This window comes from Ruegeria sp. CDSC051 (assembly GCF_059610665.1).
The window spans coordinates 130,317-152,551 of record NZ_JBXWOC010000002.1 but is presented as its reverse complement, the minus strand read 5'-3'; the positions used below and the strand labels follow the sequence as shown (position 1 = coordinate 152,551).

Here is a 22,235-nt window from a genome sequence, read left to right as displayed (position 1 = left end):
GGCCAATAAGGGCCTTAGCCATTTTCCATTTGATAACGCAGAGCGGTTGAGACGATGTCGCGCCACTCGCCTGATTGCTGCATGATCGCCAGACCCTGATTAAGCGTTTCAAGGATCGCTTCTCCATCAGGATTATCCTTATGAGTCATGATGTTAAGAGACTTGATCGCTGCCAGGTTGGGGTTTTCTACAATGCGATGCTCGTAACCCAGCCGACCGATTGCCTCGACGGCCAGATGGGCCTCAATTGCGGCAATGTCGGCGGTTCCATCCATCAATGCATGGAAACATTCATCCGGCGAAACCGGGCGCAGCATCGTGATCGCGGGCTCGTACAGCCCCACCGCGTCCATATGCGACAGGGACCAGCCCTCGGGTCGGCAGATGGTTGCACCGGCAAAGTCCGCATATGTCAGGGTCTCTTCATAGCCCGAACCTTCGCGAGCAAAGAACGTGTCCACAACTTCATAGAACGGGTTCGAGAAATTGTAGGTTTCACAACGTGAACGGTCATTTTCAGACAGTGCATCTGCGTCGTCACAATCTGGACGCGACCACGGGAAGGTCGCGTCAAATGCCAGCGTCGGCATCAACAGATCCAGATGTGAAGACCAGTCATTGACGAACTGAATCTTGTAGGACTGTTCCGGCGCTGCGCGCAACATCGCGGTTTCAACAAGATTTGTATATAGACCACGATGCGGCAGAGCTTCATCCGTGAACGGGGAATAGTTGCCGCCAGTGATCAAAATCAACTGACGGTCCCGGATTTCAGGACGTTCACCGGTACCTGCATTGCGGATTAGGGCAGCACCTTCAGCACGCGCGGCCTCGATCTCATCCTTGGCCGCAGCCTTGGCGGCGATGACCGCCTCTGCTTTGGCTTCGGCCACGCGGGACTCGGCTTCGGCGATAGCTTTGGCAGCGCGATCTTCCGCAGCCTTGACAAGTTCGGCGGCCATTTCGGCGGCCATTGCTTCGGCCTCTGTCTGCGGCACGGCAGCTGCGCGCCCGATATCTTCCAAACACGGAAGGGTCAAAACGTCGCCGACGCGGATGACATTGGGATTATTTCCGATTACATCGCGGTTTGCCTCGAAGATGATCCGAAAATCTTCGGTCGAATAGACTGCGATGGTCAGTTCCCGCAGGCTGTCGCCTCGCTGGATTTCATAGGTTGAGCATGCTTCTTGTGCCGAAGCAGCGCCCGTCGCGGCAGCTAGTGCCAGGCTGGATATGATCAGATGGAGTTTCATTGGTCCGGTTGCTTTGCCTCTAGTCGTTTCTTCTGAGTTTGATGACGCCAATCGACGTATTGTCTTGATCCGGGTCGTTCCTGGTTCTCAGTGCCCGCAACAGCGCATCCGCAATATCTTGAGCCAGCGCATCTTCGTTTTCCTCAAGAATTGCCTGAATTTCTGTGTTGCTCAGATATTGCAGCCCATCACTTCCCACGATCAGCACATCCGCAGTGCTAAGACCCAATGGTTCTTCCGGGCAATCGACCTTGGGAATTGCGGCGCCCATTATCACCGAAGTCAGTTGGTTTCGGTCGGGGTGAGACGACGCCTGGTCTGGCGTAAGGGTACCTGCAGCAACCTGAGCATCAATCATCGGAGCCATCGAATGGTCTTCGTTGATTTGGCTGAGGGTACGGTCGCGATAGAGATAAAGGGGGCTGTCGCCAATCGAAATCCAGAAGACGCGCTTTTCCAGCAGCAAAACTCCCAACATGGTTGATCCCATGTTGAAATCTTCACCCTGCTCCTCGCAGTAAGTCGAAATCGCGGCATTTGCCTGCATGGCTGCCAAGGGTAAGGCGTCGATCAGCGCAGTCTCAGCCGGAGCGTCTGCTTCAAGTTCGGTATCCAGTGCATCGCGCCAGGCTTTGACTACCAGTTCAGATGCCACTTCTCCTGCCGCATGCCCACCCATTCCGTCCGCGACGATGACATAGCCCGCATCCGCCGCGTCGAACATACGCGACGCGACCGCGTCTTCCTGCGTGTCGCGCTGACCCTGATCCAGGATCAGCGCAAGATCATATGCCGGGGTCGCCAGCATCAATTAAACATCCCGCCAATCAAAGCCGTCATCGCAGAAGGCTGCAAAACGGATTGAGGTTTCACTGATCCGGATAAGATCGCCTGTGGAGAGTGGAACCGTGCTGAGAACGGGTTTGCCGTTCAGGCGCACCAGATTGGCCTTGCCGCCGTGGCCCAGATAGCATTTGCGGTCTTCCGGGTCATAGGCAATTACCGCATGGTTGCTGCGGGAAATCCCAGTGTCGCCAAAGTCCAGCTGGATCGCCTGGTCATCATTACGCCCAATCTGCATCAGGCCTTCTGTCAGCGTAACGCTGGAACCGCGGCCGGGGCCGGAAGTTACAACAAGCCATCCTACCGGGAATGTCGCCTGCGCGGTCTCGGTCTTGGCCATAGCCACCGGCTCGGCTGTTTCCATCAGGTCCTGAACATGCGTATCCGCGCGCTCGAAGCCCAGGAAGGTGGTTTTCACACGGCTGCGTCTGTCTTCTTTTGCCGCAGGAGCAGGCTGAGGTTGTGCCTCGACCTCCGGGGCAGAAGGCGCTTCTGGTTCCGGATCAACTGTCTCGACGACTACGTCTACGACCGGTTCTTCCATCGCCATTTCAGGCGCGGGATCTTCAATCGTGGCTGTCAGTTCTTCGGTTGGCACATGCAGTGTCACAACCGGTTCGTCGTCCTTTGGGTCGGCATCAACTGTAACCTCGGTGGCGCTTTGCACTTCGGCGACCACTTCCTCGACGATAATCTCATCGGCAGTGGCTTGTTCAGCTTCGGAGAACACCGGCATCTTGCCTTCGGGTAATAGTTCTTCGCTTTCATCGTAGCTATCAGCAGCAATGTTGCCGCCTGCCAGTGCGTTACGAAGTGCGTTGAAATCCGCAATCGGTTCAGCGTTATCAGACTCAGGTGACGCGACCTCCTCGGTTTCGGTCTCTTGAGGTTTGCCGGCACCTTCGAGAAGCCGGCTAAGGGGGCTTTTATATTTAAACATGGTGTCGACACCTTTGTTTCTTGGCACAGGAACTACGTCCCATGGGGCTGCTACTCACCTCTGCACGTTCGGCACACAGGCACTGATGATTGGGAACAAAAAACTCATTTACCTTCTGCGACGGGCCGGTCCCCGTCAGAGTGATGGCTTTCGCTTCACTCTCAGCAAACACACACAGGCAGATCACAATCAGACCGGATCATTACTCCTGTACCAGGGGCATAACCGCACCCGTTTCAGTACCGTTGCGCAGAACTGTAAAGCGGGCTTCGGACTGGTTTTCAGAAACAAGGAGCTGCAAAAGCGCGTCCAGCCCTTCAGGGTTGGTAATGTTCTGACCGGTATGATTTTCCGAGATCAGTACATCGCCTTTGCGCAGGCTGCCTGCTGCGGGTGCGTCTGGTGCAGTGTCAACAACAGTTGCCCAGCCGTTTCCATTGCTGTTCCTGATAGTGAACACATAACCATTCTCGAGACCCAACATGCGAATGGCGGGCAGGGCCAGCAATCCGTTCTGCGCACGGGTTTTTCCGAGTTCCCGATAACGGGCAGTGATGCGGATATACCCATCCGGATCGACCTTCAGGTCATCCAAAATCTGGGCGGCAAAACTTGCATCAGCCTGGACCGGCACTCCATTCACAGTATAAATTGACGCCCCATGTTGCACCCATTCTCCGATCACGGAAGTATCCAGCGTGGGGTCAATGCCGGTCACGACAACGACGCTGCCAGTCGAGGCGCGGCGTTTCGAGGTCTGGAACGGTATTTCCACATCCCAATGAGAATACGCAATCTGCGTTTCTGCCGGCTGGCCAGCAGCAGCGCTGATTTCTACCGGGTCGGCAGCAACCGGGGCTGCCTCGACAGGTTGCGCTTCGGCGTTTTTCGCCGTGAGGGTATCCGTCTGCTCAACAGGTTCTGCGCTTGCGACTTCTTGTTCTGGTGCTTCAGCTTCCGCAGCGGCCGGTTCTGCCGTTTCCACGACCTCTTCCGCAGCGGCCGGTGCCGCCGTTTCCACGACTTCTTCCGGCTGTTCCGAGGCTGGTGCCTCTGTCTCGGTCACTTGGACCGGCGCTGCTGTCGGTTCGGGGGTTTCTTCGCTGCCACTGAACAAAACGAATCCGCCTGCAGCCAAGGCAACCACCACCGCAGCAGCGCCTGCGATGACTTTACCGCTGCCGCCTGATCCGTTCTTGACGATCGTATCGACCGCAACCGCGGCCTCTTCTTTTTGTGCAAACTTGGCCAGATCGCCCTCTGACTTATCCTCATTACCCAGGGCAATGTCAGGGTTCCCAGCCAACAAGGCAGTCACCACCGCCTCGGCATTTTCACTTTCGGCTTTGATCCGGGCTTGCTCTTCGACTTCGTCCTTACGGTCCATCGCCACGATGACCGAGACCGGACGATAGGCGAAGGAGTCAAACATGACGCCGGGACCACGGAACATCCGCAGCCAATCCAGGGCCGTTTGCAGACGATCTGTTGCGTGAACTTCCATCGCTTTGTCGACCGCTTCAAGGAACCCATCGGGATAGCCGCTGTACTGACCTGCGAGGGGCGTATAGGGATCATCCTGGCCATTGTTGAAGGCATTCAGTCGGGTTTGCCCGTCGATCGGACGTTCGCCACTGATGGCGTGATAAAGCGTCGCCGCGAGAACATAGAGGTCGCTGCTGGGTCCCTGATCTGCGCCGCGTACATAGAATTCGTGCGGGGAATAGCCGTCTTTGATAACGCGCAAAGTCAACAGGGCAGCAGATTGATTGGCTGCCTGTTCGCGCGCGGCACCAAAGTCGATGAGGACCGGGTCTCCGTTTTGGTCAATCAGAATATTGTCCGGTGAGATATCGCGATGCAGCATTCCGCTTTGGTGGATGAACGAAACGGCCGACAGCATTTTCTCGGTGACTTGGACAATGAAATCCGGGCCCGCGTCGTTTTCGGGGTTCTCGGAATAATCCAGAAGATCGCAACCCCGGATCAGGTCCATTGCGATATACGCCGTATCGTTGTCTTCAAAGACCTGATGTACGTCAACGATATTGGGATGAACCAGTCGGGCGTGATTGCGCGCTTCCTGAATGAACAGATCGATGATCGCGCGCAGATCTTCTTTGTGGTCGGGATTGATGGGTTCAACCGCGTCACCATTCCGACGGCACAGAGCGCCTGGATAGCACTCTTTGATCACGACATCGCGTTCTAGGCTGTCGCGGGCCAGGTAGGTAATCCCAAACCCGCCATTGCTGAGGAAACGAAGGATCTCATACTGCCCGCGCAACAGCTTTGCGCCAGGTTCAAGTCCCTCAATCTTAGGTTCGTCGTGCGTTGCACCGACAGCCTGGTTATGGCTCATTTCATTCCGCCCGTTCTAATCGTTTTGCGGCAAAAAACCTGGGCAAATAGCCCGCAAACACACAACCAAAAACAACCGCAGGACACTCAAGTCGGTTAGACGATTCAAATTTGACTTTATTGGGGCCGCCTGATGGCTTCACTAAGGATCGTTTTTGCGATTGATCTATATGTAGTGTTTATTTGACAGTTTATACTACATATAGAAATATATTGTGAAAAAATCGAAAGCTAAAAACAAATTCTTAAGGATTGGTCTACAAATTCGAAACAATAGATTCGTAGGAATCGCTTCTACGATTCGCGGAATTGCCGCTCAGCCTTGAGCGAAAATTTCAGGTTCCGGTCTTTGGTTGTGCCGATTCAACCCGGCTGCCGGCCCAAGCAAGGTTGTCACTCAGCTGTGCCAGAATGCTAATCGCATCCTTCAGTGGCGCAACGCCGCTTTCGAACTGAAGCAAAAGCAACAAGTCCGTGGCCTTTTCGAACTCACCCGGAATCCAATCCGCCGTCGGGTCAATCTCGCCATCGTTTTCCAGGCGCTCGGCAAAGTCCTCAACGATTTCCTGACAGCTTTGCAGGAAAGCCGCAGGCTCCATATTTGAGGTTTCCCGCAGGTCTTCATAGATACTGGCAATCGCGGCAAGCCAGTCTTCCAGGATCGGATTGTCGATAGGGGGTAGCACGTTTTCCAGCGTAGCCTGCATAGAGGGCGCGTCGAGGGCGGCTATGTCCGGCACCTGAACGTCAATCGATTTCAGATAGGGCAGAAAGTGCCGTTCCAGATCTTCGCGCGCCGAACTCAGGTCTGCCTGTCGCCGGTTCGAAGCAATATCAAGCACCTGTTCGGCCAGCCCCTGTCCACCGCAGGTTTCCCAAAGGGCGAAATCCGGTTCTGGCTCTTGCGCCATGGCACGGACAGCCACTGGGGTGCCGATCGGCACAACCGAGCGGAACATATTGCGCTTTTCTTTGTTCAAGCGAGCCAATACCCGGTCAAGCGCGTCGCGTACCGGAGGCAAATCTGTATGTGTCACAGCCAATATGCTGTTTGCTCGCAACTCTTCCGGAACCTTGGCCCAAAGATGGCGTTCCGTTTCGCGCCATGCATTTGTGCCGTTGGTGCACCAGATTGCGCAATCCACAAATTTGAGCAGATCGAGCGTCGGTTTATAGGTATCATCCAAAGCGCCTGACCCAGGCAGATCGTAGAGCGATATCTCTTGCAGGGCAGGGGTGTTCAATCCAACAGAGATAAAGTCGGGTTCGTCTTTGGCGGCCTTTTCAAGTGCAATTCCGGAATAGACCTTAGGTTCACGGTCCCACCACCCGACAGTTGTTTCGGGGGTTTCGGAATATGCCACAATAACGAGCGGCAGTTTCAGATGTTGCGGCCCGGTAGGCAGAATATCTGCGCCGGCCAACATGTTGGCCAGGCTGGATTTTCCCGCCCCAAATTCTCCGGCGAATCCAATATTGACCGCGTTTGACAAGCGTTCGGCATGCGCCAAGGCGCGGGCGCGCATATCTTCGAGCGCCACGTCGCTCGGCAGGCTTTCGGTCGCGGTCAGAAAGCGCTCGAGCTGCCTCACTTCCTTGTCGGTTCCGGGAAATTCGATCATTCCGCTGCCTCTGCTAGTCTTTCATCTGTTCGATGCTGGCTGAATAGGGTGCCCAGCTCGTCAGAAATATGTTGTGCGTGGTTGAAGGCGGCTTGCGCCTCGGCCCGGGCATTTGTTTCGCCGGTTCCGGCACGATGTTCAAGATGTGTGGCGAGCAGGGCCAGATAATGGTCCAGCACGGTATTAAGCCGCTCGGTCAAATCACCGCGGGCGGTATCCACCAGATCATCTCCGATCATCTCAAACTCCTGAACGATCATGCGTTCGGCACGGGACACGACACTTTTACGCGAAATCAGCCGGGACAACCAGTTTACCCGAAGTTCGACAGTGATGCCACGGGTCAAAGCGGACGTGTCCGGACGGAACCAGCGAACTGCGCTGGTGTTCATCCGATTGTCGGTTGCGTCCTGCCAGCCGGGCAGAGCCCGCAGCGTGGCATTGCTTTGCATGTCGATTGCGTAGAGCTCGCTCAGCATTCTTTGGCGGACAACTTGGGTGGCCCCCTGAACAAGTTCGCGCATGCGGTCGCGCAGCGGCGTAAAATTCAGCTCGGTTTCTCCGGTTTTCGACAACAGCGGAGAATCTCCGTTCGGGCCGCGAACAACGCCCGACACGGCCTCGGCCACGGTGTCATCCATTACGCCTCTCAGGTTGGCCAGGACGTCATCCATTTCGTCAATGATCTTGGTGGTCTTGTCGCTGACCGAGTTCCGCAGATCGGCCAATATCCTGTTGTTTTCACCAGCGTCTTCTGCCGAGGTTGTGGTGTCGTTCTCGATCGCGCGCAGATGCGCTTTGGACCGGTCCAATTCACCTTGGGCAAAGCTGTTGAGATGCTGCCAGGCCATACGCAGTTGTTCATCGCGCGGGCCTTCTGTCAGCGCTCGGGTCACATGCCGGCGCAGATCGGGCAACCCGGAGGCGATCATAGCGGCAAAGCGCAAAACACCTTCGCGGCTGATCGGGCCGGGGCCTTGTTTGATCTCTTCGACACCGTCCAGATATTGCTTCATCTGATCGGGATGCGCGCGCAGCCAGGCCAGGACATCGTCGTGATTGATACCGGCTTCGTCACCGGTCAGGGCGTAATGCGCCCATTGGGCACTGCCGGTCAGCACGTCAATGTTCGAGTTCCCAAGCGCCTTCTCAAGCCCGTCCAGAACATCGGCCCGCACCTTGAAGGCATCTTCGGCACCATTTCCCAATTCGTCCACGCGGTTGATAAAAACCACGATCTGGCCCAGCTCCAGCGCTTGCATTAGGCGGAACAGTTTCAAGTCCGCCCGAGAAAGCGCCTGATGCGCCGACAGGACAACCACAAAGAAGTCGGACTCTTTGAGGTATTGGCGAGAGATCTCTTCGCGGATCAACAGAGGGTCATTTACGCCGGGCGTATCGGTGACCGTAAGCGGAAATGGGAAATGTCCGATGTCAAAATAGACCTCGGCCTTTCGGGTGATGTCGCTGTAAAGGCCCCGGTCCGATGCCGGATCATGTGTCCCACCCTCGGTCGGGTCATCGCCTGCGCAAACATAACGTGCCAAATCATCCGAATTCAGGTCTTCCAGATCATGATGTTGGCCCAGCAGCTGTTCATAGCTATCGCCCAGCCGAAGCTTGGCGCGGGTCTTCATTGCGTCGACCTGTTCTTCGATCATCTCGCGCTTATAACTGTCCTCGTCATCGGGGAACATGTTGCGCAGCTCTTCGCCTTCGGCAATCAGGGACTGCCACTGACGGTTGTCGAAGAAATGGAACTCGGCACCTTGCGTCCGGCCCGACGGGTGGCCGAAATGCATATCAGTGATTACGGTTGTCCAAGGGTTCACATCCGACGGCAGATATTCGGCCTGTCCGGTAAAACCATTGATCAGTCGGGATTTGCCGGCCTTGATCTGACCAACAAAAGCAATCGAGGGCTTCAGGTTCGAAAGATCACCAATGATCCGAGAGATAAACTGCCCGGTTTCGTCATTGCTGACGCCTTTCATCTCGTTGGCTATTCGAAGTAACTCGCGACGATTATTCTCACTCATAACACATACCCTGACTACTTAATTTCACGGATCGAATTCGTTGAAAAATTGAACTGTTGGCACCGGATCATTTTTCCGATCCCGTAACTGATTTCCAAAGGTTTACGACGGCTCCCAGTTTGCGCGCTTCATGAATGGCCAGCGCAAAATGTGACCCGTCATGCAGAACGGCAAGCGCATCCCCTTTGCCCCCTGAAGGCCGCATTACAATCAGCTGAGGATGATCCAGCGCGGTGGCGGCGTCACCGTCCCACCCAACAAGATCCTGTGTAAACTGACGAAGCAGATCCTGATCGGCGTGCATGGGTTGCCCGACGTCGCATACTCCTTCGAGCCGCAATATGGCTGCACCGTCTAAGGTGACTTCGGCGCGTCCCAATGCGAACCGTTCAGCGCCGTCAAAAAACGCGCTGGCAATGGTTCCGGCTGTCGCCCCGGCGGCGGGCGCTGGAATATCTGTTTCTTGCGGAGCAGGCGTGTCGGGAACCAAAGAAACGACCGTCTCGGGCGGCAGTTCGATAGTGCCGCAAGCCTTTGCAATCTCGCTGAAAGTCACACCGACATCATCGACCTCAAGCGCCGTGTCCGGTTGCAGAGAAAGCAGCTCCAACGGGGCAGGGGCTGCTGCAATATCGGACACCAATTCGGCCAAGCGGGTCGCAAGCTCTTCACGCGGAGTAGTTTCAAAATCCGGTATCATGCCCGAGCGGACCCGGAAAACATCAGTTACCCGCGAGCTGTTGACCTCCATTGCCAGACAATCACCATTGGCCGCGGTAAATTCCAGCCGACGCGGCAAAATGGTTCCGCGAATTGTACGCAGGATCTTTTCACGACGAATCTCAGTCGTCTCAGCAGCTAATGTAACCGTCGGATTCAAACGGGCGACCGACAACCGCCCGATGTCTTCGAGCATGTCCAGTATGTCAGTATCCATCATGCCGTGACCCCCTCTGGTCCCGTTATACAGCGGCCGTAACCGGCCCCAGGCTTATGTGCGATTTAGTAAGCGCCAGCCCCACATTGGCACTGTCGCGACAGATGTAGCAGACCACATGGTCCGGGTAGTCCGGGGTCCGCAGGAAAATATTCAGCCGATCCTTTGAAAACACTGCGATTTCGCCAAACCCAGGATTTTCCGTATCGTCGGCGTCGGTCGAACGCAGCAGATTCTCAAACGCGATCACACCGTGCCCCTGAAAAAGGTTGGCCACCGCAATGGCCAGAGTATCCAAGGCTTCGGCACTTTCCGAGTCTGTGACATGGGTGCCTAGCAACATACCTGTCTTCATGTCGACATACCCGGCTGCTATGCAGTCGGGTATGGTCGCCATCGCATCGTTTAATGCTGTTTCGATAGACATCAGTTGCCCTGTCTCCTAGGTTTCTCACGGCTAAAGTACATGTCGTTCAACACCCGTGTCTTCAGAGGTATTGGCCATGGGCCTTACCGCGTTATCTGATTTTCGCGCATTGTGTTCGGCCGTGATTTGGTCAAACTCCTCAAGAAATGCTTGAAATACCTTCTTCAACGCTTCTGGGTTAGTGGGCATGTCTTCGCCATCCGTGACCTCGCGCCACATCGCCGCCGCGCTAAGCGGGGTGTCGACGGACACGTTCACAATGTCTTCAAACGAGCCCGCGATTTCCGGTCTGCTCTCTGGCAGGGCGACAACCTGAGTGTTCACCAGGCCATTGGTTTCCGGCTCTGGTTCGAACTCATCCTCGGCATCATCCGATTGTTCAGCCATCAACGCTGTGATCGAGGATACGGAAAGTTCGACCGGGGTTTCTTCCGGCTCTGCCTGAGCGGTCTCTTCGGGCTCCGGAACATCTGTAAGCTGGTCCTCCAAAGAGGCCATGAATGTGTCAGCTTCGTCTTCGTCACTGAACAGGTTTTCTTCTTCAGCAACTTCGGCTTCCGCAGAAAGTGGCTGAACTTCAACAATGTCAGTTTCATCAATGACGGATACGGCCTGTGGGTCTGTTTCATCATCCTCGGTAGGAGCAACGGACAGATCGGCAACGTCCAAGTCCTCGGGAGTGGTCTCCCGGAAGAACGCCCGCAATTCGTCTTCTTTTTCTTCTTTTACGATCTCGGCGCCCGAGGTCATGTCGGCGCGCAGACGTTCGGCCTCTTGTGGGTCAATGCGCGGGGCACGTTCAACCTCATCGGGGCGCAGTTCGACCCGGGCAGGGCGCACGGGGAATTGTGTCACCACCTCGGGCTCTGTTCCCTCATGCAGCGGATTTACCAGCTTCAGCGGAGCGGTTCCCTGTACATTCGAGAAATTGCGCCGCGGGCGCAGCGGGTGTACCTGAGGAGCATCGGACAAGCTGGTGTCAATTTGATAACGCGCCAGCTGATGAGCGCGGCTGTCCATGATCAGTTCTGTGATTTCCAGGAAGCTGTCGACCATCTTGCCACCGCCACTGCGGGTCCACAATTCGGCGTCCCCACTTTTGTCGCGGGCCATGATGGCATCACGTGCTGAAAACAGGATCGAACGGTTGAACAGGTGACCTGCTTCGCGGTTCACACGACGAAGGACCTTTTGGCGATCCTTGACATCCAAAACGTCTGCACGTGTGACCAGCAACAATGAATTATGTTGCAACCGTTCGGGCAGGGAAACCCAGGTTGCCCGTTCCGTTTCGCGCCATGCCTGCGTGGCGTGCGTACACCAAATAACACCATTTGCCTGACCGACAGCCCGTCGCCAGACATCAGTAGAAATCTTGGGGTCGGAAATACCCGGGGTGTCAATCAGGTCGACGGCTTCCAGGATGTCGGATTCCAGAAATATGCGAATAAACTGGGCATCATTCACCCCGACTTGTTCCAGCTGGTCCAGGTCAATGTTTTCGCGAGTTCCGTCAGGGCGTTGTACATAGGCCGACCTTCTACCCCAACTGAACCAAACTGGTGGCAGCTGTGTGGCTGTAACCTGTGTAGGCAGTGCCTCCGAGCGCAGCAGAAAGTTCATCAAGGTTGATTTGCCGGCGCTGAATTCCCCCATAAGTGCAAAAACAGGTTTCCTGCGGGACCATTTCTCAATGCGGTCCCATGCTTTTGAAGAGACGAAGCGGGTTTGTGAATCTTTTGCCATATCGCTACTTATGCTGCCTCGTTACTAAGATCTTTCAGGATATCGCCGAGGATATCGTCGCGGGATTTCTGAGGGGCCAGCCCCTCCATCAGCGCTGCACTGCGACCGGGGTCCTTTTCGGCTGAGGCCGAAATGTTCAACAGAGTCTCCTTTTGCTCGCGCATAAAGTCGGAAAGGGCGGCGCGGACATTTTCAAGAACTGCTGCAATCTGGTTTTCTTCGATATCCTTGGTGATCGAATTCGCCTCTGATGTGATCAGGCGCGTATAATCCGCCGCATAGGCCTCGAAACCATTGCGGCGTTGCCACCAGCGGCGCCACCATGTGCTTTGCAAGTCCAGGGCAATCGTGCGTCCGATACCCAGTGGAGGTGGTACCCGCGGGACGATTGGTGCCTCGATGCTGAACTCTCCCAGATGGTTGCCCAGCAAGCTTTGATACAACGCTTCGATGTCAGCGGCTGCCGCTGAATACAACGCACCAACTTCTTTGCGCATTGACCGGGCAAAGCTAAAATAGGCCGCTTTTTGCAAGGTCCGCAGCCCGGCAGGATCGTACTGCCACGTTCCTTGCTCGCCATTTTGCTCAAGATGCGCGATCAGAGAATCGGTGGCACGTTTAACAAAGTTGGCTTCGGCCGAGTTCAGACGCTCAAGCACTTTCGCGCGCAAGGAAGCAGTAAGCTCAGCGGCCTTCTTTTCATATTCTGCGTTGACCTCGGCCACGGCGTCTTCGGGTGCTACCCCGTTCAGCTCTCGCACGATCCCTTCGCTGTCGGATAGTTTTTTGGCCACGGCGGTCGCCCGGATCTGACTGGCGATGTTGCGCGCCCGGTGGCGTACACGGTCCAGAAGTCGAGTTCCTGCGCCTTCGGCAATGCGTTCATTCATCGCCAGCAATAGGTCGGGCAAACCGGACAACGCCCAAATCTTGTCCAGTGACGGGGCCTGATCGCCAAACCCGGCCGCCAGATAGAACGTGTTCAGGGCTTTCCGGGATTCCTCAGACAGAATATCGGGATTGCCAGTTATCGCGGCCTCGGCCCACAGGGCGCTGCCGAACACGACACTTGCCTTGGTGTCGATATTGTTCTGTTTCAGCGTGTCCAGAATCCGATCCCGAATCTCAGGAACCTGGGTGACCGGATCTGCAAGTTCGTCAATTCGGTTAACGAACAGGATAATCTGACGATTTTCGAACTGAGCGATGATCCGCATCAGCGCCATGTCCATTGTGGTCAGAGCCTGACTGGCTGCCAGAACCACAATGCAGACTTCGGACCCGCGCAGGCTGCGCAGGGTGATCTGTTCACGCACCATAAACGTATCGTTTACACCCGGTGTGTCGCACAGCTTGAGGGAAATCGGGTACTGGGGGATGTCCATGTACAGCTCAGCCGACTTTGTCACATCCGCAAAACGACCGGTCTTGGGGTTGATGTCCGGGTCGTCTTCATCACCCAGGCACACATACCTTTGGATCAGTTCCTCATCGAAATAGTCGTATTGATGGCTTTGCCCCAGAATCAGGTCGAAATGCTTACCTAGTCGTTCCTCGGACTTAGCTTTCATTTCGCCGATCTGACGGCGGATATCGTCCATTTCATCGTCGGCGCCGGCCCGATTGGCCAGCTCTCCCAGCCGGCCGCCTCCAACCATCAGATTGTCCCATTCCTCTTGTTCGAAGAAAGTGAACCGGGATTTTGTATCACCCTGGGTTCTGGTGTTGATGTTCAGCGTGGTAACCACAGAGGTCCAGGGGTTCACATCCGAAGGCAGCAAGGCAGGGCGTGCGGACAGAATGTTCACAAGCGAAGATTTTCCCGCCTTGACCTGACCGACCAGCGTGACGCTGGCAGTGAAATTCTCCATGCGTGTCTTGAGCGTCGCAAGACGTGCCGAAGAGCGCGCGTCCGCCACCTCTGTCAGTTGGTCAATCTGTGTCGTCAATGCCGACATGGCCGAAGTCATTGGGGTCAGCGCTTCGTTTCCAACAGACAAAAGATGATCGTTACGCGCCATGGTTAGCCTCCGGTTCCTGTAGCGGCGATATGAGGTTCGATCTGCCCGTGAGGTGCGCTAGTCAGCGTATCAATCCGGGCGATCAGGTTCAGGGCGTTGCCCAAAATTGCGGCTTCGGCGCTTGGTGTGATCGATTCATATGCGCGGGCATCGGCCAGCACTTCGATCGAGCTGAAGCAGTCGCTATTTTCCAGGCACGCAACACTGCGCCCTGTTGGGAAACCCTGGGATTTGACCTCGGGCAGGGGCATTCGGGAATTGGCAAGCAAATAATGCCCGCCAGAATGCGTACGCAGCGAGATGCCAAACCCGGTATTCGGGTGTTCGCGATTCAGGGTTTTGAGTTCACCAAGAAAACTTTCGCGTGCAAGACCAATCGCGTCTTGCTCGGCAGATGCAGAGTTCATCATGTTGGTCACGGTAAAGACCCTTGTACTGGAGTTGAGCGAACGAACTGGTAAGACGCCCGAAGGCAAAAGACTCATTAACTCCTTTCCACCCATCAACTACTGGCAAGGCGGTCTTATTTTGACGCGAATAAGATTTTTTGGCGTTTGAATTGTGGCGCAAGTATGGCTGCGGAGTTGCCCGGGCCCACTACTAAACTAAAAAGCGTATAAAAATATGAGCATATCGGCTGAAGTTCACAGCCTGCCAAATTTGATAACTGGCCTCCAAATGGAGTGTAACTATTTATTAAATTATAGTTTTACATACATGTGGTCAGCTCCATATTTGGCAAAATCTTGTCATGAGACAGAATCCATCGCCCAAACAAAGTGCGCTTTCGGGAAAGGCAACAACAACACGGCACAACGTGAGGGTGTTTAAATTTGGCAGGTTCATCAATGGTGAATTTTAACAGGACGCTATGTTTCACATAGTCTTTTTTGGGTCTGCCTGGTCTACGAGATTTCTGTTTTGGGCGGCGTCAGGCAAAGCTTGGTCAGCTGCAAGTCCATTGGCCTTTCCGGTCGGTGTGGTCGTGCGGTCTTTCATATGTTTTCGGGTTGTGTGGTGCCTCTGAGCAGAGGTTGGATTTGCTCTGAAACGGGCATCAATTTTCTTCGTGTAAACTACAATTTCCCTCTCGCACTCGTTCAAAAGCTTTGCTATTGAGCGGCATTCCGGCAGCAGCTGCTGGTCGTGCGGGTGTGGCGAAATTGGTAGACGCACCAGATTTAGGTTCTGGCGCCGCAAGGCGTGGGGGTTCAAGTCCCTCCACCCGCACCATAGTTCAGTGTATTGCATTGATTATATTTTTTAAGTTAGACCCCATAGAGCAACTTTCCCGATTGCCCTGGGACCTTCGCACGAAAGAAGGCGCGCTTCTGACAGCTTTTCGAAACATTTTGGGTTTCCGGTCTCGCTATAAATGACGCAGAATGAAGATTATGTTAAAATAATGCGACATCCTTTGAATATCGTTGCTGCAATTCGATTCTAGGTGCTGGCTGCTGGACACAGTTGGTTCAGCCCGCGCTTATCATTGTCCAGCAAGTAGATTGTCGTGTTGAGACAATTATGGGCGGCAGAGTTGACCCATATGAAATCATCCCCCATCCTGAGCTGATCCGGTCACCGGCATGTATTTTCGCCTGGTGGCCAATTTCTTTTGTTTTTGGCAAGGTTGCATCATGTCTGACGTATCGGAAAAGCAATATGTGCTTGATACTCATCGCCTGCGAAGCCCCAGCCAAACATTGGAAATCGTAACGCCCTATTTGCGTGAAATGGGAATTACTCGAATAGCGAACTTAACCGGCCTGGATCGTATCGGATTGCCCACGGTCATGGTTGCGCGCCCGAATTCACGATCGGTTTCGGTGTCGCTCGGCAAAGGATTGTCAGTCCCGGCCGCGCAAGCGTCGGGGGTTATGGAAGCGATCGAAAGCTGGCACGCGGAACGGGTAACGGCGCCTCAACGTCTGGCACGATTTACCGATATAGCGCGCGATGCGCCGGTGGTGGATGTTGATAAGCTACCTCGGGTGACTGGTGGCCGATTTGATCCTGATGCGAACAGATTGTGGGTAGAGGGTCGGGATTTGAATTCCGCTTGCGCCCGTTGGGTTCCAATGGAGATGGTCGATACCGATTATACGTCTTTGCCGATGGGTGGGCAGGTTGCTTTTCCTAGAACGACAAACGGTTTGGCATCCGGCAACAACCTGTTTGAAGCCAGTTGCCATGCGATCTTTGAACTCATCGAACGCGATGCCACCACACTGTGGCAATTTCAGTCCGCGCCAGCACGGATCCACCCAGACACTATAGATGATGACAGGTGCAAGGACGCAATAAGCATGATTGAAGCGGCGGGCCTGACCCTGGGCATCTGGGACACCACCTCGGACATCGGAATCGCCTGTTTCCGCTGTACGATCTGCGAGCCGGACGGGCAGAACGGCCACATCGGTATCGGTGATGGCTGCCATCCAGATCGCGCCATTGCTTTGTTGCGGGCCCTGACCGAAGCGGCACAAACCCGCCTCACCTATATCTCTGGCGCGCGTGATGATCTGGACCCAGAAGAGTTTACTGACCAGGCGCAGACCGAAAGATGTGCCTATATTCGCAATCAGATTGATAGCTCGGACGCGACGCAGGATTTTTCGAATGCTCCGACATATGCCACCGGATCATTCCAAGAGGATTTGAACTTGCTGACTACCCGCCTCGAAACTGTAGGTATTTCGCAGGTGATCACGGTCGATCTATCGCGCCCGGAATATGAGATCGCCGTTGTCCGAGCTGTCATACCGGGGCTTGAAGCGCCTCATGACGACCCCGATTACATCGCCGGGGAACGCGCGCAGCGTGTAATGGAAACATACGGATGAGTGTCGTTATTTTTGTGGGCCCGACGTTGACAGCCGATGCTGTGGCCCAATGCTTGGACCCTGTGATCTTGCCCCCGGTCCGGCAGGGGGACGTATATCGCGTGGCACGTGATCGTCCGCGTGCGATCGGGATAATAGACGGCTTTTTTGAGGGCGTCCCGTCGGTCTGGCATAAAGAGATTCTTTGGGCGATGGATCAGGGAATCCCCGTTTATGGCAGTGCCAGCATGGGTGCTTTGCGCGCGGCAGAGTTGGCTGATTTCGGTATGATCGGCGTGGGTCGAATCTTTGAGGATTTCTACAGCCGAACCCTGCAGGATGACGACGAAGTTGCGGTCCTGCACAGCCCGGCAGAATTGGGCTATTTGCCATTGAGCGAACCCATGGTCTCGGTTCGAGCAACGGTTGAGGAGGCGCAAAATCTAGGCATGTTGGTCGCTGAACGTGCCGCTGAAGTTCTGCAGATTGCCAAGGGTATGAACTATCGTCAGCGCAGTTGGCCCAACATAATTGACGCGTTGAACGGGCTTTCTGATATCCAGGGCTTTGTGGACTGGCTGCCAAACGGCAAGGTTGATGCAAAAGCACGTGATGCCATTGAGATGCTTGGGCGTATGGCCGAAGATCTGGCAAACGAACTTCCCTTCCCGGCGACGCAGCAACCGACCGAAGAAACGCTGATGTGGAAAGGGCTGCGTGCCCGAGTGGATGCCGATCAGAAGGCCGATCAGGCGGTTATCGACGAAGTCAGGCTGAACCCGGACATGTATACGCGGCTGCGTGAACGGGCCGCGCTGACTCTGCTGGCGCGGGAAGAGGCTGATCGGCGGGATGAAGAGCCCGACCGCCCTGCCCTGATGGCACAAATGGATGCGCACCGGCAAAAAGCCGGCCTGTCGCGCCGCGCCGCTTTGATGGCATGGCTGGACGAGAATGATCTGAGTGTCGAGGAATACGAGGCGATGCTGGCCGATGCTGCTCGGGTGCACGGCCACATTACCTCTCGGGCTTCGGTCCTTGAGTCATCGCTTTTGCGCGAGTTGCGCCGTGACGGGAGCTATGCCGAATTGCGGGATCGTGCCCATCGCAAGGCACAAAGGGGAGCTGAATCATTGACTGCCCGAGGCGGTCCCGCAAGCGGGCGCCTACCTATGGTTATGTGGTATTTTGAAACACAGCTTGACCAACCAGTGCCGGATGATCTTGAATCATATGCAGTTTCACTTGGATTGGCCGGGCGGGAAGCATTTTTTGATTTGATAGAAGCAGAGTATTTGTTTTGTCACGCGGATGCCGGATTAAATAGTACCGTTGACTAGCCGCCCAAGGCGGATCCGAGGCGTGGCCTGAAAGGGGGGTATTGTGAACTTACCAGATCACCTTGATGAAGAAGAGCCTGGAACGCGATTTCTGCTGTATCCGCAATCCCCTTTTCTGGAAGAGGACCCCCAGCTTGAGCTAGTCGAAATATCGGCCCCGCAGGGCAGTATCGGCCCTGGTCCATCGGGTCCGCGCATGTACACGGTTAACCCTGTCGGAAAGACTACACCCTATGGGGCCATCGTGCCCGGACCGGATGGTCCGGGAATGTATCTGCCGCCCTGGAACGGATATATCCATCCCCCGGCAATGCCTGATGAGTTCGGTAACTTTATCCATATTGGCCCGTCGGACCCGGCTTTTGAGGCAGCGCATCTGTTTGGCTCGGCGCATTTCACGATGGATGTCTGGCAGGGCTATTTTGACCGACCAATCCCATGGCATTTCTCCCGCGATTTTGACCGACTGGAACTGTCGCTGCTGCCAAGCCTGGACAATGCGCATATCGGTTGGGGTTTCCTTGAAACCGGGGGCACCCACGAACACGGGGACGAATATCGCCCCTACAGCCTGAATTTCGACGTGGTCGCACATGAAATCGGCCACTCAATCATTTACAGCGTCGTGGGCATGCCCACCGACGGAGATGTCTCGGGTGAATATTACGGGTTCCATGAATCAGCCGCCGATATGGTGGCGCTTCTGGCCTCTTTGCATTTTGGCTCGGTGGTAGAGGCGCTGTTGGAAAACACCAAAGGCAATCTCTACAGCTTCAACCGGCTGAATCGCTTTGCCGAGCTTTCGGAAAATGCACAGATTAGAACGGCCGCAAACAACCGGTCACTATCGGAATTCGCTGCCGGATGGTCCAGTGAACATGCACTTTCCGAGCCACTGACAGGTGCAATGTTCGACATTTTGGTGGACATCTATCATGAGCGCCTGTTGGTTCATGACCTTATCACACAGGCCGAGGAAGATCTGTCCGATCAGCTAGAGGATTCACCCGATTACAGCGCGGTCATGCAGGGTATTTTTGACAAGCGATATGCCGAAAACCCTGATGGATTCCGCGTAGCACTTCTGGAGGCGCGCGATTTCCTGGGCACCTATCTGGCCGACGCCTGGAGCATGTTGGACGCCGATATGCTCAGCTATTTCGGTGTCGAAAAGGCCATGCTGGCGGTGGATCAGGAAATTACCGGGGGTGCCTTCCGTCGGATCATCGAAGGTAACTTTCGGATGCGTGATATCGGGGTGGCAACTGCCGGTCCGCGGCTGCCGGACCCCGATGAAGACAGTCACGCACACTCCGTCCGCACGCAGGTTCCAGACTGATGACAGCAAAATTCTTTTTTTTTCGGCAGATTTATGGCATTTAGAGGCGGGGTGATTTTTGAGGAGACACCGATGCGGTCATCCTCGGGATTTAATCGAAGGGGGTTCGGGTGATGAACCCATATTTGGGAGATGAGTTTATGGCGGAATCCTTGCTCAGTTTTTCGGAAGTGTTGATTTACGGCAGAGTTATCGACGATTTGGATTACGACCCTGCGAAAAAGAAAAGCAGAGGCAAAGGCAACAACAAACATCTTGATGAGCAACTCGCGAGTTCAGGAAATGACGAAGCAAAATTTGCCAAGATTTACGGGTTTGCCTATGAAGGCACCTACTACGACCTGCCCGAGCCGGTGATTTTCCTGGTTCACGGCAATGGTCAAGACGTCGCCAAGAAGGGCGAGCCACCAAACCAGGCCTCGCGCGCGCCCACGGATCCTTCGATCGGCGGTGTTGCGGCGGCGGACTATCAGGTCGCTGACGGTATCAAGTTCTGGAGTTATGATAAGTCCGATCAGACCATGCGAATGGATGTCACGACAGGCCAGTTCGAACAGGTTCTTCTAGACCTCTATTTTGGCTTTGACAGCCCTGCTATCAGCGGTGCAAAGGTCAGCGGTGCCAAGGTAAGTGGCGCCAAGGTCAGTGGCGCGAAAGTCAGCGGAGCCAAGGTCAGTGGCGCCAAGGTTAGCGGAGCCAAAGTACGCGGCGGCGACTGATCTTCGGACAAAGTCAGCAAAGAAGGCGCGGGTTCTCGCGCCTTTTTCCGTTCTAAAATCCCGCTTTTTTCAGCCCTTCGACAAAGTGCTGCGTGTCGTCTTCCAGACGGTCGGGCAGCACCTTGGCCCAGCGTGACAAAGAAAAGTTCGGGTGTGCGGCGCGGTGCTTTTCAGCAATCATACGTGCCATATCCATGTTGCCCAGCTGCGCATGGCTGGCGGCCAGCATCCGTTGACCCTCGGTCGGATTGTTCATCTTGTTGACGGTTTCGATAACATCTTCATAGCGCCTGAGATTGTAATAGGCGCCGCCGAGGTGCCAGAGATACTGATCCGGAAAGTACGGGTTCAGACGCATGGCCTGTTGCAGATGCGTGATGGCAGTCTCATTTTCCCCTGAATGTGCAAGCGCATCGGCGAAATCCGAATGCATATCCGCATCATTGGGGTTGAGAGCCAAAGCACGTTGGTAAGACTGTAGCGCCGCACTATGTTCCTTGCGATACAGATGGACAAATCCCAGCTCGCCAAATCCCCGTGCGTCTGTTGGGTCCAATTCGATCGACCGCTGTGCCAAAGACAGCGCCTGCTCGAAAGCACTGCCTGGATCTTCGGTCCACGAGTATCGCCAATCCAGATTCAACGTTCGGGACAAGGCGGCGGCGGCACGGGCATAGTTGCCGTCCCGTTCCAGCGCAGATTGATAGAAATTCTGTGCCTTGCGGTTGTCGTTGCGCGTGTATTTGAAGATGTGCTGCTGCCCCTGCAGGACAGAGCCATATGCCTCTAGATCTGAAGGAACGGCCTGAACCATAACTTGGCGCTCATGGGATTCGATCATTACGGCCGTGGCCGCGACGATACATTCAGTCACCTCGTCCAGAATATCAAATATATCGTCAATGTTTCGATCAAACCGCTCACCCCAAATCGTGCGTTCAGTGTTTGCATCGACCAGTTCCGCAGTAATGCGGATTCGACTGGAAGAGCGACGCACACTGCCACGGGCGATATACCGGACATTCAGCTTTCTTGCGGCTTCCTTCGGTGGCATGGACTGCGCCCTGAAGAAGAATGATGAGTTTCGGGCGATGACGAAAAGGTTTCTGAATTTGGAAAGGTTCAGAATGATGTCGTCGGTCAGACCATCGGCAATCCAGCCGTCAGACTCATCCCCACCGCTGATGCTGAACGGTAGCACAGCGACCGACGGAGTGTCCGGGCGTTCCAACAGATCGACAATAGCGTCGGGACGCATAGTGCCCGCCAAAGTAGCACCGGCAACCTCGCTGCGGACACAGTAGGTTGAAACCGGCGAAAGAATGTTCTTCAGATGCTGCGGACCAAGAAATTCGTACCCATACCGCAACCGGTTACAAACCTGATCATACACCGCAGAGCTGACATAGACCCGCTCGGGTTCCGCAATTTCTTGCAATCGCGCTGCAATGTTGACGTTGTCGCCATGAATTCCACGCTCATCTATCAGGATCTCTCCAAGATGGATGCCAACGCGAAACTTGATTTGCTGTTGATCTGATCCTGAATCGTTGTGCTGGGCAGAAATTTGGTGCAGCTCAACACCAAATTCGACCGCGCTGGTCGCTGTTTCAAACAGGGCCAGGATGCCGTCACCGCGCACTTCGACAACACGCCCCTGATAACGGGCGCATGCGGCTTCGATCTGCGATAGAAGTGTCTTCAAAGCGTTGTAGGTGTCGAGTTCGTTCTCACTCATCAGGCGAGAATAGCCGACGACATCTGCAAATAAGACTGCACCCAGCTTCTGAGTGATTGATGAATTCGGGTTAACTGTATTCACT

Annotated in this window: 16 protein-coding genes and 1 tRNA gene; 5 read left to right on the top strand and 12 right to left on the bottom strand. The window is 54.9% G+C overall.

Features of this window, described 5'->3' with window-relative positions; translation table 11 throughout:
• Window positions 1–14: 14 nt before the first annotated feature.
• The 11 genes from AC2FH0_RS06315 to AC2FH0_RS06265 form a co-directional block, all read right to left on the bottom strand.
• Entirely contained in the window at window positions 15–1,256 is a 1,242-nt protein-coding gene (locus AC2FH0_RS06315) for a transporter substrate-binding domain-containing protein (RefSeq protein ID WP_142636243.1), read from the bottom strand.
• A gap of 19 nt (window positions 1,257–1,275) precedes the next feature.
• The gene (locus tag AC2FH0_RS06310; RefSeq protein WP_281995081.1) at window positions 1,276–2,064 is read right to left on the bottom strand and encodes a PP2C family protein-serine/threonine phosphatase; all 789 of its coding nucleotides are present in this window, start codon (window positions 2,062–2,064) and stop codon (window positions 1,276–1,278) included.
• Window positions 2,065–2,067: 3 nt separating this feature from the next.
• Window positions 2,068–3,039, bottom strand: coding sequence for an FHA domain-containing protein (locus tag AC2FH0_RS06305; protein WP_496691620.1), 972 nt, complete (start codon window positions 3,037–3,039; stop codon window positions 2,068–2,070).
• Window positions 3,040–3,241: 202 nt separating this feature from the next.
• Window positions 3,242–5,401: a serine/threonine protein kinase gene (locus tag AC2FH0_RS06300; RefSeq protein WP_496709015.1), complete on the bottom strand. Its 2,160-nt coding sequence runs from the start codon at window positions 5,399–5,401 to the stop codon at window positions 3,242–3,244.
• 334 nt (window positions 5,402–5,735) lie between these two features.
• Window positions 5,736–7,022 carry a dynamin family protein gene (locus AC2FH0_RS06295; protein WP_496709014.1) on the bottom strand — a complete coding sequence of 429 codons (1,287 nt, stop codon included), beginning with the start codon at window positions 7,020–7,022 and terminating at the stop codon, window positions 5,736–5,738.
• Window positions 7,019–9,061, bottom strand: a complete 2,043-nt coding sequence (locus tag AC2FH0_RS06290; protein WP_271948834.1) for a dynamin family protein — start codon at window positions 9,059–9,061, stop codon at window positions 7,019–7,021. Before AC2FH0_RS06290 ends, AC2FH0_RS06295 begins: the two co-directional genes overlap by 4 nt.
• A gap of 67 nt (window positions 9,062–9,128) precedes the next feature.
• Window positions 9,129–10,001 (bottom strand): hypothetical protein, encoded by an 873-nt coding sequence (locus AC2FH0_RS06285; RefSeq protein ID WP_496749800.1) that lies wholly within the window; start codon window positions 9,999–10,001, stop codon window positions 9,129–9,131.
• Window positions 10,002–10,023: 22 nt separating this feature from the next.
• Complete coding sequence (locus tag AC2FH0_RS06280; RefSeq protein ID WP_496691615.1) at window positions 10,024–10,425, bottom strand: hypothetical protein; 402 nt, start codon at window positions 10,423–10,425, stop codon at window positions 10,024–10,026.
• A 30-nt stretch (window positions 10,426–10,455) separates the two neighbouring features.
• Window positions 10,456–12,171 carry a dynamin family protein gene (locus tag AC2FH0_RS06275; protein WP_496788853.1) on the bottom strand — a complete coding sequence of 572 codons (1,716 nt, stop codon included), beginning with the start codon at window positions 12,169–12,171 and terminating at the stop codon, window positions 10,456–10,458.
• A gap of 8 nt (window positions 12,172–12,179) precedes the next feature.
• Complete coding sequence (locus tag AC2FH0_RS06270; RefSeq protein ID WP_142636261.1) at window positions 12,180–14,192, bottom strand: dynamin family protein; 2,013 nt, start codon at window positions 14,190–14,192, stop codon at window positions 12,180–12,182.
• A 2-nt stretch (window positions 14,193–14,194) separates the two neighbouring features.
• Window positions 14,195–14,677 carry a hypothetical protein gene (locus AC2FH0_RS06265; RefSeq protein ID WP_246097206.1) on the bottom strand — a complete coding sequence of 161 codons (483 nt, stop codon included), beginning with the start codon at window positions 14,675–14,677 and terminating at the stop codon, window positions 14,195–14,197.
• Between the two features lie 663 nt (window positions 14,678–15,340).
• Here AC2FH0_RS06265 and AC2FH0_RS06260 point away from each other — a divergent pair.
• From AC2FH0_RS06260 to AC2FH0_RS06240, 5 genes are all read left to right on the top strand, one after another.
• A tRNA-Leu gene (locus AC2FH0_RS06260) sits at window positions 15,341–15,425 on the top strand.
• A gap of 404 nt (window positions 15,426–15,829) precedes the next feature.
• Entirely contained in the window at window positions 15,830–17,035 is a 1,206-nt protein-coding gene (locus AC2FH0_RS06255; RefSeq protein ID WP_496709009.1) for a YcaO-like family protein, read from the top strand.
• Window positions 17,032–18,354 (top strand): TfuA-like protein, encoded by a 1,323-nt coding sequence (locus tag AC2FH0_RS06250; protein WP_496788852.1) that lies wholly within the window; start codon window positions 17,032–17,034, stop codon window positions 18,352–18,354. Before AC2FH0_RS06255 ends, AC2FH0_RS06250 begins: the two co-directional genes overlap by 4 nt.
• A gap of 43 nt (window positions 18,355–18,397) precedes the next feature.
• Entirely contained in the window at window positions 18,398–19,693 is a 1,296-nt protein-coding gene (locus AC2FH0_RS06245; RefSeq protein WP_496691610.1) for a gluzincin family metallopeptidase, read from the top strand.
• Between the two features lie 113 nt (window positions 19,694–19,806).
• Window positions 19,807–20,412, top strand: coding sequence for a hypothetical protein (locus AC2FH0_RS06240; RefSeq protein WP_496691609.1), 606 nt, complete (start codon window positions 19,807–19,809; stop codon window positions 20,410–20,412).
• Window positions 20,413–20,464: 52 nt separating this feature from the next.
• Here AC2FH0_RS06240 and AC2FH0_RS06235 read toward each other — a convergent pair whose 3' ends face one another.
• The gene (locus AC2FH0_RS06235; protein WP_281286267.1) at window positions 20,465–22,234 is read right to left on the bottom strand and encodes an adenylate/guanylate cyclase domain-containing protein; all 1,770 of its coding nucleotides are present in this window, start codon (window positions 22,232–22,234) and stop codon (window positions 20,465–20,467) included.
• Between the last annotated feature and the right edge of the window lies 1 nt (window position 22,235).

Coding starts and splice junctions, on each gene's coding strand:
- AC2FH0_RS06315 (WP_142636243.1), bottom strand. CDS start 1,256: ATGAAACTCCATCTGATCATATCCAGCCTGGCACTAGCTGCCGCGACG.
- AC2FH0_RS06310 (WP_281995081.1), bottom strand. CDS start 2,064: ATGCTGGCGACCCCGGCATATGATCTTGCGCTGATCCTGGATCAGGGT.
- AC2FH0_RS06305 (WP_496691620.1), bottom strand. CDS start 3,039: ATGTTTAAATATAAAAGCCCCCTTAGCCGGCTTCTCGAAGGTGCCGGC.
- AC2FH0_RS06300 (WP_496709015.1), bottom strand. CDS start 5,401: ATGAGCCATAACCAGGCTGTCGGTGCAACGCACGACGAACCTAAGATT.
- AC2FH0_RS06295 (WP_496709014.1), bottom strand. CDS start 7,022: ATGATCGAATTTCCCGGAACCGACAAGGAAGTGAGGCAGCTCGAGCGC.
- AC2FH0_RS06290 (WP_271948834.1), bottom strand. CDS start 9,061: ATGAGTGAGAATAATCGTCGCGAGTTACTTCGAATAGCCAACGAGATG.
- AC2FH0_RS06285 (WP_496749800.1), bottom strand. CDS start 10,001: ATGATGGATACTGACATACTGGACATGCTCGAAGACATCGGGCGGTTG.
- AC2FH0_RS06280 (WP_496691615.1), bottom strand. CDS start 10,425: ATGTCTATCGAAACAGCATTAAACGATGCGATGGCGACCATACCCGAC.
- AC2FH0_RS06275 (WP_496788853.1), bottom strand. CDS start 12,171: ATGGCAAAAGATTCACAAACCCGCTTCGTCTCTTCAAAAGCATGGGAC.
- AC2FH0_RS06270 (WP_142636261.1), bottom strand. CDS start 14,192: ATGGCGCGTAACGATCATCTTTTGTCTGTTGGAAACGAAGCGCTGACC.
- AC2FH0_RS06265 (WP_246097206.1), bottom strand. CDS start 14,677: ATGAGTCTTTTGCCTTCGGGCGTCTTACCAGTTCGTTCGCTCAACTCC.
- AC2FH0_RS06255 (WP_496709009.1), top strand. CDS start 15,830: ATGTCTGACGTATCGGAAAAGCAATATGTGCTTGATACTCATCGCCTG.
- AC2FH0_RS06250 (WP_496788852.1), top strand. CDS start 17,032: ATGAGTGTCGTTATTTTTGTGGGCCCGACGTTGACAGCCGATGCTGTG.
- AC2FH0_RS06240 (WP_496691609.1), top strand. CDS start 19,807: ATGAACCCATATTTGGGAGATGAGTTTATGGCGGAATCCTTGCTCAGT.